Source organism: Neisseria sp. HMSC074B07, assembly GCF_001810355.1.
In the GTDB taxonomy this organism is placed as follows: Bacteria; Pseudomonadota; Gammaproteobacteria; order Burkholderiales; family Neisseriaceae; genus Neisseria.
In genome coordinates this window covers 10309-21174 of sequence record NZ_KV800912.1, presented here as the reverse complement: position 1 = coordinate 21174, position 10866 = coordinate 10309, and the positions used below count along the sequence as shown (strand labels likewise).

Sequence of the window (10866 nt, the reverse complement as noted above, 5' to 3'; positions counted from 1 at the left end):
CTTGTCCTGATTTAAATTTAATCCACTATAAAGCAACGAGATCGTCTGAAAACCCGTAAGGGTTTCGCCAAAACGAGCGCAGCGAGTTTCACTAAAACTTTTTCAGACGACCTTTCTGCTAAAATCACACGCTTCAAATACAAGGGAAACCCGCCATGCACGAAATCAAATGCCCGCACTGCCACACCGCGTTTACCGTCAACGAAGCCAGTTACGCCGACATCCTGAACCAAGTCCGCACCCAAGAATTTCAAACCGAAATCCACGAGCGCCTGCAACAGGCGCAGATCCAGTTTCAAAGCGATATGCAGCTTGCCCAAGCGCAGGCGCAAAATCAGTTCGACAAAATCCTAGCCGACAAAAACCACGAAATCGCCGCCCTGTCCAACCAAATCAACGCCTACGAAAAAGACAGCAAACTCGCCGCTGCCGAAATCGAAGGTCGTCTGAAAGCGCAAATCGCCGAACAGGACAAATTGATTGCCGAACTGAAGGCGCAGGCAAAATCGCTGGAAACGGCGAAAAACATGGAAAAAGAGCTGGAAATCACCAAAGCCGTTGCCGAAAAAGAGCGCGAATTGGGCAATTTGAACACGCAGCTCATGCTGCAATCCAAAGAAAACCAGTTGGAAAAACAAAGCCTGCGCGAAAAATACGAGGCCGAACTCAAACAAAAAGACGAAACCATCGCCTTCTATAAAGATTTCAAAGCCAAACAGTCCACCAAAATGATAGGCGAAAGCCTTGAGCAGCACTGCGAAACCGAATTCAACCGCATCCGCACCACCGCCTTTCCCCAAGCTGTATTCGGCAAAGACAACGACGCCAAAACCGGCAGCAAAGGCGACTACATCTACCGCGAAACCGACGAAGAAGGCAACGAAATCATCTCCATCATGTTCGAGATGAAAAACGAAAGCGACGAAACCGCCACCAAAAAGAAAAACGAACACTTTTTCAAAGAGTTGGACAAAGACCGCAGAGAAAAAAACTGCGAATACGCCGTCCTCGTCTCACTCTTGGAAGCCGACAGCGAACTCTACAACAACGGCATCGTCGATGTATCCTACGCCTACCCGAAAATGTACGTCGTGCGCCCGCAGTTCTTTATCCCCATCGTCTCCCTGTTGCGCAACGCCGCGCTCAATTCATTGAAATACAAACAAGAATTGGCACAAATGCGTGCGCAAAACATCGACATCACGCACTTTGAAGAAGACTTGGACAAGTTCAAAACCGATTTCGCTCGCAATTACGAACTCGCCAGCCGCAAGTTCCAAACCGCCATCGACGAAATCGACAAAACCATCAGCCATCTGCAAAAAACCAAAGAAGCCCTGCTTTCTTCAGAAAACAACCTGCGCCTCGCCAACAACAAAGCAACCGACCTGACCGTCAAAAAATTAGTACGCAAAAATCCGACCATGAAGGCCGCCTTTGCCGCGTTGGAGAAAAAAGAGGATTGAGATTTGCTTCGAGAATGAAAATAGAAACGCCAGCCAGTCGTTACGCCCGCGCAAGCAGGAGTGACGGCGGACGGGTGTCTCGTTTTCTATCAGTTCGTGAACAAACTCATTTATCCACTATACAAAAAGGTCGTCTGAAAAATGAACCGCCACAAATCTTAGACGCACAAAAGACTATTCAGATACTCGGTGCAAGCCAGGTTCTACATCAGGAGGAGCGAGAAATGAAGGGATATGAAACATTATCGTTTACGACAACGTTTCTAATGACGGGGAATACAATTTTTTAGCAACACTGTCATGATGTTCTTCTTGAATATCAAATCTACAACAGACTCTATAAAGGAGTATATGATGAAACCAAGCTGTATTTTGACGGTCTTATTACTCGTTCCATTCACTGCTGTTGCAGGTCCGGAGCTGACCATGACCAAAGCCCAATTCGAACGCGCTCAAAAGCAAAAAATTTACCGCTTCGACGGCTATCCGACAAAAAATACCTTCAACGGCAAAACTGCCAAACTCAATATGAAAGACCATTACGCCCGTACGTTCCGCACCCGGCTGCGTGAGGTTTTGGCAGAAAACCGTCCCAACGCCGCCGGCAAATATTCCACTTTCGGTTTCGGTTGCGGCACATCAGGCTGTATCGAAGCGGGTGCAATCGACAATACCACGGGAACGCCGATTCAATTGGGCGATCTGCTGTTAGGCTGCGGAGATATTGATGAGGACGGCGACTTCCGTTCCGATCCGAAGAGTAACTTGGTCATCGCCTCCGGTTGTCTTGAGGGACATTTACAAGATAAGGACGGTTCAGAACAATTCGGTCATCATTATTTCCTGATCGACAAAGGCAAATTCAAGCACTTGCGCTCGGTCAGAGTGAAAAGGTAAGCCTTGAAGTTTGACAAACTCGGAAAACGGGAAGCCGAACGGGAACTGACTGAACTGAAGCAGAAATACGATCTGTAATCCGGTTTCAGACGACCTGCCAAATACAATTTCAAAAGGAGTTACTCATGGACGATGATGATATGATGCACAATCCGTCGTATAGCTGGCATCCTGCAAATATCTGGAATGATGATCTTCGAAAAAAACGGAAAGCCTATAATGAGGCTCTTCTCCGTGGAGAGCGAGTCCGTTCATCTGCTGCCGGCACCCCAATCCTTCGTGCTGTTCTCGGCGCCGCCTTCATCGGCTGGATACTTTTATGCATCTATCTTTGGTTTCGGCGACCTTAGTGCGTTATTCTGCTTTTCAGACGACCCTTTCGGGTCGTTTTTCTCTTTTCTTCCCTCTATCCTATTACGTCATAAATCAGAAAAGCCTGCTTGAGGACTTTTTATAGTGGCTTAACTAAATCAGGACAAGGCGACGAAGCCGCAGACAGTACAGGTAGTACGGCAAGGCGAGGCAACGCCGTACTGGTTTAAAGTTAATTTACTATACAAACTCTGCAAGTCCAAAGCATTAAGCGTCATGTTCAGGCTATTTTGATTGGTTACGCTGCTACTGATTGTCCGGCTTTCCTATTTTTCGCTGCCGGTATAGATATGCCCAGTATCGGAAGTACAGGCTTCTAACATAATATGAACACCTCTGCTTACCGTCTCCGTACCTGAGTGAACCTTCGATAAATCAATCTTTCAGACGACCTAACCCGAAAAAATATTTCTTAGTTAACAATACTTTTCAAATTTAATTTGCAAAAACTGTATTGATACTCTAATTTTTGTCCACATTTAGAGTATAATTACTAAAACCTGAGATATAAGCAGCCCAATATCATCAGGTTCAGTAAAAAAACAAACCTTACCCATTGATTAAAAATAAATTTTCAAAATCCAGCAAAGCCGGTCTGCCAATATCAGTCCGCTCCCGCAACCATCAAGGAACCCATACATGCAAAACAACTTCGACCCATTGCACATCCGAGGCAAATCATTGATTCCCGTCGTCCAAGGCGGGATGGGCGTGGGCGTTTCCGCATCGAAACTCTCCAGCGCGGTCGCCCGCGAAAACGGTGTCGGCACGATTGCCAGCGTCGATTTGCGCCACCTGCATGACGACCTGCTCGCGGAATCCAAAATCAATCCGAGCGAAGAAAAATACACCCGACTCAACTGTACCGCGCTTGACCGCGAAATCCAAAAAGCCAAAGCCGACGCAAACGGCAAAGGCATGATTGCCGTCAACGTCATGAAAGCCGTCAAAGACCACGCCGCCTACGTCCGCCAAGCCTGCGAATCGGGTGCGGACGCGATTGTGATGGGTGCGGGATTGCCGCTGGATTTGCCCGAAATGACCGAGGGTTATCACAAAGATGTCGCCCTGTTCCCGATTTTGTCCGAATCGCGCGGTATCGGCATCGTATTGAAACGCTGGATGAAAAAAGGTGTTTTGCCCGATGCTATCGTTATCGAGCATCCCGCACACGCCGCTGGACACTTGGGCGCGGCGAGCGTGGCAGGTGTGAACGATGCCAAGTTTGAATTCAAACGCGTCATCGAAGAAACTTTTGAAGTATTCAAGAACTTAGGCCTTGAAAGCGAAAAAATCCCACTTATCCTTGCCGGCGGCATGGCGAACTTTGAAAAAGTCAAAACCGCGCTGAAAAACTGGGGCGCATCCGCCGTCCAAATCGGCACGGCGTTTGCGGTTACCGAAGAAGGCGATGCCCACATCAACTTCAAAAAAACGCTGGCAGGTGCGGAAACCGAGCATGTTGTCGAATTTATGTCCGTCGCCGGACTGCCCGCACGCGGTGTGCGCACCAAATTCCTAGACAGCTACATCAAACGCGAATCCAAGCTGCAAGCCAATGCCAAAGCCGACCCGCGCCGCTGTACTCAAGGCTTGAACTGTCTGACCAGCTGCGGCCTGCGCGACGGTTTGGCCAAAGCCGGACAATTCTGCATTGACATCCAACTCTCCGCCGCCTTCCGTGGCGAAGTCGATAAAGGCTTGTTTTTCCGAGGTAAAGACCCGCTGCCGTTTGGCAACGCCATCCGCACGGTGCAAGAAACCATCCAATATCTGCTCAACGGCGCTCTTCCCGCAGCAGCCAAATAATTCATACCCGCAGATGAACGCTAAAAAAGGGCATATTTCAATGTGCCCTTACTATAGTGGATTAACTTTAAATCAGGACAAGGCGAGGCAACGCCGTACTGGTTTAAAGTTAATCCACTATATTTTGCCTGCAAATCGCGTGATGCTTAAAAAGGTCGTCTGAAACCGATTTTCAGACGACCTTTTCCCAACGCGTCTTCCCTTTTCCTGCACACATTGTCAACAAAATCCGCATAAAAAATGCTAAGATGACCGTCTCGATAGACATTTGGAACACCCATGAACCCACTACTCGACCAGCTCCAACCCTATCCGTTTGCCCGCCTGCGCGAAGCCATGCAGGGCGTTAACCCTCCCGAAGGCGTTACCCCCGTCCACCTTCACATCGGCGAGCCGAAACACCCTACCCCCGAAGTCATCACCAATGCGCTGACCGCCTCGCTGCACGAACTGGAAAAATACCCCCTGACCGCAGGTCTGCCCGAGCTGCGCCAAGCCTGTGCCGACTGGATGCGCTGCCGTTACGACGGACTGACCGTCAACCCCGATACAGAAGTCCTGCCCGTACTCGGCAGCCGCGAAGCCTTGTTTTCCTTCGTTCAAACCGTCTTAAACCCCGTTTCAGACGACCTCAAACCCATCGTCCTCAGCCCCAACCCGTTCTACCAAATTTACGAAGGCGCAGCCATTCTCGGCGGCGGCGAAATCCGTTTTGCCAACTGCCCTGCCCCGTCCTTCAAGCCCGATTGGAAAAGCATTACCGAAGACGTATGGCAACGCACCAAAGTCATGTTCGTCTGCTCGCCCAACAACCCCAGCGGCAGCGTCCTGCAACTGGAAGACTGGCAAGAAATCTTTGATCTGCAAGACAAATACGGTTTCATCATCGCTTCCGACGAATGCTATTCCGAAATCTATTTCGACGGCAACAAACCCATAGGCGGCTTACAGGCGGCGGCACAATTAGGGCGCAGCAACCGCAATATCGTCATGTTCACCAGCCTCTCCAAACGCTCCAACGTCCCCGGACTACGCTCCGGTTTTGTTGCAGGCGATGCCGAATTGCTTAAAAACTTCCTGCTCTACCGCACCTACCACGGCAGCGCAATGAGCATCCCCGTCCAACGCGCCAGCATCGCCGCATGGAACGACGAAGAACACGTCATCGCCAACCGCCGCCTGTACCAAGAAAAATTCGACCGCGTCATCCCCATTTTGCAACAGGTATTTGATGTCAAACTGCCCGACGCATCGTTCTATATCTGGCTGAAAGTCCCCGATGGCGACGATTTGGCATTTGCCAAAAACCTCTGGCAAAAAGCCGCCATCCAAGTCCTCCCCGGCCGCTTCCTCGCCCGCGATACCGAATGGGGCAATCCAGGCGAAGGCTACGTCCGCATCGCCTTGGTCGCCGATGTCGACAGCTGCGTCAAAGCCGCCGAAACCATCGTTTCCCTGTATCGCTGAACAAGGGTGCAGTTCAATAAAAGGTCGTCTGAAAACCTCAAATCTGAGTTTTCAGACGACCTTTTTAATTCCATTCAAATAGCCTTTGCTATAACGGTATTTACTTCACTTATCAAACTTGCCCATAAAACATTTTAAACCTACAATGCCGCTGTTTATCACATCTCCGAGTCCATCATGTTCTTCGTCCTTTCTCCCGCCAAAAACCTCAATGAAAAAGACCCAGCACCCGTCAAAGAATTCACCCAACCCGACCTCTTGGCGGAAGCCGAAATCCTGATGTGCCAACTGCGTGAACTTGCTCCGCAGCAAATCGCCGAGCTGATGCACGTTTCCGACAAAATCGCCCTCTTAAACGCCGAGCGCAACGCCGAATGGCATACGCCGTTTACCCCCGACAACGCCAAACAGGCAGTCTTTATGTTCAACGGCGACGTTTACGAAGGCATCGCCGCAGACACCCTCAAACCCGAACAAATCCAATATCTGCAACAACATGTCCGCCTGCTTTCCGGCCTCTACGGCATCCTGCGCCCGCTGGATTTGATGCAGCCCTACCGCTTGGAAATGGGAACAGCGTTTGCCAACACACGCGGTAAGAACCTGTATGAATTTTGGGGCAACATCATCACCGACCTGCTGAACGATACCCTTGCCCAAGCAGGCAGCGACATATTGGTTAACCTCGCTTCGCAAGAATATTTCAAATCCGTCAACACTAAAAAACTTAAAGCCCGCCTGATTACCCCCGTTTTCAAAGATGAAAAAAACGGCAAATACAAAATCATCAGCTTCTACGCCAAACGCGCGCGCGGACTGATGGTACGCTACGCGGCGGAACACAATATTACCGACCCTGAAATGCTGAAAAATTTCGATTACGAAGGCTACGCATTTAACGCAGCAGCGTCGAATGAGTCCGAATGGGTGTTCATGCAAAAAGAACAAACCAAGTAAAAACAAAAAACTAAATATTCCCCTAAAAATTTCGCTTGGCAAACCCGACAAATTTCATTATTATTTCGGCTTCAAGAAACGGAAGCGTGGCAGAGCGGTTTAATGCAACGGTCTTGAAAACCGTCGAGGGTTGATAGCCCTCCGTGAGTTCGAATCTCACCGCTTCCGCCATTTCTTGAAAATAGAAAAACCAAATAAAAATGAAGTGAAGCCCAGCCAACAGCATTTTTATTTGGTTTTACTTTATTCTACGGAAACGTGGCAGAGAGGCTGAATGCAGCGGACTCGAAATCCGCTGAGGGTGCAAATCCTCCGTGGGTTCGAATCCCACCGTTTCCGCCAAACCGGACAAAAGCTGCTCTTTCCATAGCAGCTTTTTTTGAATCTGCCTCCCAAGTATTGGCTATGTATAGGGGATGGACCCAACTTCAAGGGGCATTCAGTTTTCAGACGACTTTGGATTCGGATGTCAAGTGCATCAGTGGTTGGAACAGATTCAAAAATAAAACACTTGGCGTTTCGTAACCAAGTGTTTTTCTTGGGCGGATAAGAATGTTAATGTGTTGCATTGCAGGAAAGGCCAGTATGCTACCGCATACCGGCCTTTTTCTGTTATGGAAAGTTGTACTTCAAATCTGAATCCGCCGTCGTCTGAAAAGCATCAATTACTTTTTCAGACGACCTTTGCGTATTTGCCGAATAGTTACTGCTCTTCCAAGCGTCCGTCGTGCATCAGCATAACCCGCTCAAAGCGGACTGCCAACTCGTCATCATGCGTGACCACAATCAGGCTGGTATTCAACTCTGATTTCAGATCCAGCATCATATCCAGTACATTTTGCGCATTTTTACGGTCAAGATTGCCTGTCGGCTCGTCAGCGAGCAAACATTTTGGACGCGTCACCAGCGCGCGCGCAATGGCGGCACGTTGGCGTTCGCCACCGGAAAGCTCGCTGGGGCGGTGCTGTATGCGCTTTTTCAAACCCGCTTTTTCCAACATTTCAACCGCACGCTGTTCTGCTTCGGCTTTTTTCATCTTGCCGATTAAAAGCGGCATCATGACGTTTTCCAAAGCGGAAAATTCAGGCAGCAAATGGTGGAACTGGTACACGAAACCCAAATACTGATTGCGCAGCAGACCCAGTTGTTTCTGCCCCAACTGACTCAAATCCTGTCCCATCAGTACCACGCTGCCAGAAGTCGGCTTATCCAAACCGCCCAAAATGTGCATCAAGGTCGATTTGCCGCTACCGGACGAACCGATAATGCTGACGCTTTGACCTTCGAGCACTTCTAGCCTCAGCTGATTCAAAACGTTGACATTCAATTGACCGTCTTTGTAGCTTTTGCTGACATTATCGCATTTCAAAACTACTTTATTCATAGCGCAAAGCCTCCGCCGGTTGGGTTCTTGCAGCACGCCAGCTTGGATAGAGCGTAGCGATAAACGACAAAATCAGGGAAATGCAGGCTATCAGCACAACATCATGAACACTGACGTCACTCGGGATATAATCAATGAAATAAACTTGTGATTTGATGAATTGGAAACCAAACCAACTCTCTAACTGTTTGACAATACTGCCCACGTTCAAAGCCAGCGTGACACCGGTAATCACACCGGTTAAGGTGCCGAAAAAGCCGGCAAATACGCCCTGCACCATAAAAATTTTCATAATGCTGCCCGGGGAGACACCCAAAGTCCTCAAAATGGCAATATCGGCTTGTTTTTCCGTAACCGCCATGACCAAAGAAGAAACCAAGTTAAAGGTGGCTACGGCAACAATCAGCAGCAGAATGATGAACATCACCCTTTTCTCCATTTCTACGGCCTCGAAATAACTGCGGTTGGTGTATGTCCAATCGCGCAACCATACTTCTTCTTGCAGATTTTTCGGCAGCAGTGTTTCGGTGAACGACGGCGCGTTGATCGGATCGGCAAGTTTCAATCTCAAGCCTGCCGCATTTTCATCTAGGCGGTACAAGACTTGGGCATCTTTCATGTGTGTCAATGCCAGAGAATTGTTCAATTCATGGATTTTGGTTTTGACCAAGCCGACAACTTTAAATTGTTTCAGACGAGGTACGACACCGGCAGGCGTCACGTTGCCTTCAGGTGTAACGACGGTGATTTTTTCACCAACCTTTACATCCAAAGTCTCAGCCAGATCCTGCCCCAAAATAATATCGAATTCGCCCGGCTTCAAATCATCAAAACTGCCCACAGGCATTTCTTTACTGTATTCAACGATCTTTTTTTCTTCATCAGGCAAAATCCCGCGGATTTGAACACCTTGGACCTCACCCGCATTTGCCAGCAATGCTTGCCCCGAAACATAAGGTGCCGACTGAAGCACCTCTTTGCGTCCTTTAATAATCTCGCGTAGGCTCTCCCAGCTTTTACCGTTGCCGTTATCGTAATAACCCATTTCGGCATGAGGAGCCACTTTCAAAAGCTGCCCCCGTATGTCTCTCTGAAAGCCCGCCATGACAGACAATACGACAATCAAAGCCATTACACCGAGTGCAATACCTACAATAGAAATGACGGTGATAAACGACATGAAGCCATTGCGTTTTTTTGCCCGCAAATAGCGCAGTCCTATCCAAGTCTCTAAAGAAGCCATTTATATGCCTCATCCGTTTGTCAAAAAACGCCTATTGTACCGTAAAACCGACAGGTCGTCTGAATACGCCGAAACGACCGAGAATAGAGACATCGCAATTTGTAAACCAAAGTCTTCTTATTCAGGGCTACCGTAAAATCGGCCGAAAAACTTGCACAATCATCTATTCGGCCTTATTCTGAAATCGCGGTAAAGTTTACCGCCATCAAAAAGGAAAACCATTAATGAACATCACAAAATTCTTAGCATTATCCGTTGCCGCTGCCGGATTGGCATTCAGTGCAAATGCGTATGCGGCTAAGGAGATTAAAATCAGTTCAAACAATACGTCCTATTCCGCTGCCGACGTGCAAAAACTTGCCGCAACCGCAGTCGGCATGGGTGTTAAAGAACCGGTTAGCCTGACCGCAGGCAGCGGTGTCGTCACCGTATCCGGCAGCAGCGCCACCAAATGTGCCTTTAAAGTAGGCAGCGGCGACACTCCGCAAATTCAAGGCGTAAGCTGCAAATAAACCGGCTTTGTTTGAAATAAGGTCGTCTGAAACGCGTTTTCAGACGACCTTATTGTTTATTCCTTGATTGCGCGCCTTTCATAAACGGCCTGCGCCAAAGTCCCTGCATCGACATATTCCAACTCTCCCCCCAAAGGGATGCCTCTGGCAAGACGGCTGACTTTGTATGGAAGGTTTTTAAACAATTCTGCCAACACATACGCCGTCGCATCTCCTTCGGCAGTAAAGTTTGTTGCAATGATGATTTCTTCGACATCGGCGTTCTGCAACCTTGCCACCAGTTTGTCCAATGCGATGGCGCTCACATCCATCCCTTGCGCGGGACTGATTTGTCCCATCAGCACAAAATACAAGCCGTCATGGCAATTGGCAGTTTCCATATTGGAAACATCTGCCGGCATATGGACGATCATCAGGCGGTGTTTGTCGCGCGATTCGTCAGAACAGATATCACACACACTCCCTTCGCAAAATGTGTTGCACATCCTGCAATGCTGGACTTGCTTTAATGCATATTGCAAAGCATCAACCAACTCCTGCGCCTGCTCCCGCTTGCTTTGCAGCAATTGATGCGCCATGCGCTGCGCGGATTTCGGACCGACATTGGGTAGAATTTTCAAGGCATTAATCAGCCGCGTAAAAGCATCGGGAGCTTTGCTCATGGTATTCAGACGACCTCTAACCGAAAAACAAGGAAAATCGGAATGTGTATAGTAGTGAAATCACTATATATAGTGGATTAACTTTAAATCAGGACAA

At 48.6% G+C, this 10866-nt stretch carries 10 protein-coding genes, 2 tRNA genes and 1 pseudogene; 10 read left to right on the top strand and 3 right to left on the bottom strand.

Annotation, left to right across the window (positions count from 1 at the left end; translation table 11 throughout):
- Nucleotides 1-155 precede the first annotated feature (155 nt).
- The 9 genes and pseudogenes from HMPREF2726_RS03060 to HMPREF2726_RS03020 all read left to right on the top strand — a co-directional run bounded on the left by HMPREF2726_RS03060 (nucleotide 156) and on the right by HMPREF2726_RS03020 (nucleotide 7310).
- Nucleotides 156-1466, top strand: coding sequence for a DUF2130 domain-containing protein (locus HMPREF2726_RS03060; protein ID WP_070602126.1), 1311 nt, complete (start codon nucleotides 156-158; stop codon nucleotides 1464-1466).
- A gap of 300 nt (nucleotides 1467-1766) precedes the next feature.
- Nucleotides 1767-2363, top strand: coding sequence for a hypothetical protein (locus HMPREF2726_RS03050; protein ID WP_246827851.1), 597 nt, complete (start codon nucleotides 1767-1769; stop codon nucleotides 2361-2363).
- 125 nt (nucleotides 2364-2488) lie between these two features.
- Complete coding sequence (locus tag HMPREF2726_RS03045; protein ID WP_009311680.1) at nucleotides 2489-2713, top strand: hypothetical protein; 225 nt, start codon at nucleotides 2489-2491, stop codon at nucleotides 2711-2713.
- Between the two features lie 93 nt (nucleotides 2714-2806).
- Nucleotides 2807-2921 (top strand): annotated as a pseudogene (locus HMPREF2726_RS14315) (IS5/IS1182 family transposase); the annotation flags it as partial.
- Nucleotides 2922-3374: 453 nt separating this feature from the next.
- Nucleotides 3375-4544, top strand: a complete 1170-nt coding sequence (locus tag HMPREF2726_RS03040; protein ID WP_003778674.1) for an NAD(P)H-dependent flavin oxidoreductase — start codon at nucleotides 3375-3377, stop codon at nucleotides 4542-4544.
- Between the two features lie 279 nt (nucleotides 4545-4823).
- Nucleotides 4824-6011 (top strand): succinyldiaminopimelate transaminase, encoded by a 1188-nt coding sequence (gene dapC / locus HMPREF2726_RS03035; protein WP_070602125.1) that lies wholly within the window; start codon nucleotides 4824-4826, stop codon nucleotides 6009-6011.
- 177 nt (nucleotides 6012-6188) lie between these two features.
- Nucleotides 6189-6968 (top strand): peroxide stress protein YaaA, encoded by a 780-nt coding sequence (gene yaaA, locus HMPREF2726_RS03030; RefSeq protein ID WP_070602124.1) that lies wholly within the window; start codon nucleotides 6189-6191, stop codon nucleotides 6966-6968.
- Nucleotides 6969-7048: 80 nt separating this feature from the next.
- Nucleotides 7049-7139, top strand: a tRNA-Ser gene (locus HMPREF2726_RS03025).
- A gap of 81 nt (nucleotides 7140-7220) precedes the next feature.
- Nucleotides 7221-7310: transfer RNA gene (locus HMPREF2726_RS03020), tRNA-Ser, on the top strand.
- Nucleotides 7311-7671: 361 nt separating this feature from the next.
- Here the strand turns inward: HMPREF2726_RS03020 and lolD are convergent.
- Nucleotides 7672-8352 carry a lipoprotein-releasing ABC transporter ATP-binding protein LolD gene (gene lolD, locus HMPREF2726_RS03015; protein ID WP_003760685.1) on the bottom strand — a complete coding sequence of 227 codons (681 nt, stop codon included), beginning with the start codon at nucleotides 8350-8352 and terminating at the stop codon, nucleotides 7672-7674.
- Nucleotides 8345-9595, bottom strand: coding sequence for a lipoprotein-releasing ABC transporter permease subunit (locus HMPREF2726_RS03010; protein ID WP_003778670.1), 1251 nt, complete (start codon nucleotides 9593-9595; stop codon nucleotides 8345-8347). The genes lolD and HMPREF2726_RS03010 overlap by 8 nt, the downstream gene beginning before the upstream one ends.
- Nucleotides 9596-9819: 224 nt before the next feature.
- Between HMPREF2726_RS03010 and HMPREF2726_RS03005 the strand changes: the two genes are divergently transcribed.
- A complete protein-coding gene (locus HMPREF2726_RS03005) occupies nucleotides 9820-10107 on the top strand; it encodes a hypothetical protein (RefSeq protein ID WP_003760695.1) in 288 nt (95 codons plus the stop codon).
- A 56-nt stretch (nucleotides 10108-10163) separates the two neighbouring features.
- Here HMPREF2726_RS03005 and recR read toward each other — a convergent pair whose 3' ends face one another.
- Complete coding sequence (gene recR / locus HMPREF2726_RS03000; protein ID WP_009311686.1) at nucleotides 10164-10769, bottom strand: recombination mediator RecR; 606 nt, start codon at nucleotides 10767-10769, stop codon at nucleotides 10164-10166.
- Nucleotides 10770-10866 lie beyond the last annotated feature (97 nt).

Excerpts from the sequence above, each read along its gene's own strand:
- HMPREF2726_RS03060 (WP_070602126.1), top strand. The coding sequence starts at position 156 with ATGCACGAAATCAAATGCCCGCACTGCCACACCGCGTTTACCGTCAAC.
- HMPREF2726_RS03050 (WP_246827851.1), top strand. The coding sequence starts at position 1,767 with ATGATGTTCTTCTTGAATATCAAATCTACAACAGACTCTATAAAGGAG.
- HMPREF2726_RS03045 (WP_009311680.1), top strand. The coding sequence starts at position 2,489 with ATGGACGATGATGATATGATGCACAATCCGTCGTATAGCTGGCATCCT.
- HMPREF2726_RS03040 (WP_003778674.1), top strand. The coding sequence starts at position 3,375 with ATGCAAAACAACTTCGACCCATTGCACATCCGAGGCAAATCATTGATT.
- dapC (WP_070602125.1), top strand. The coding sequence starts at position 4,824 with ATGAACCCACTACTCGACCAGCTCCAACCCTATCCGTTTGCCCGCCTG.
- yaaA (WP_070602124.1), top strand. The coding sequence starts at position 6,189 with ATGTTCTTCGTCCTTTCTCCCGCCAAAAACCTCAATGAAAAAGACCCA.
- lolD (WP_003760685.1), bottom strand. The coding sequence starts at position 8,352 with ATGAATAAAGTAGTTTTGAAATGCGATAATGTCAGCAAAAGCTACAAA.
- HMPREF2726_RS03010 (WP_003778670.1), bottom strand. The coding sequence starts at position 9,595 with ATGGCTTCTTTAGAGACTTGGATAGGACTGCGCTATTTGCGGGCAAAA.
- HMPREF2726_RS03005 (WP_003760695.1), top strand. The coding sequence starts at position 9,820 with ATGAACATCACAAAATTCTTAGCATTATCCGTTGCCGCTGCCGGATTG.
- recR (WP_009311686.1), bottom strand. The coding sequence starts at position 10,769 with ATGAGCAAAGCTCCCGATGCTTTTACGCGGCTGATTAATGCCTTGAAA.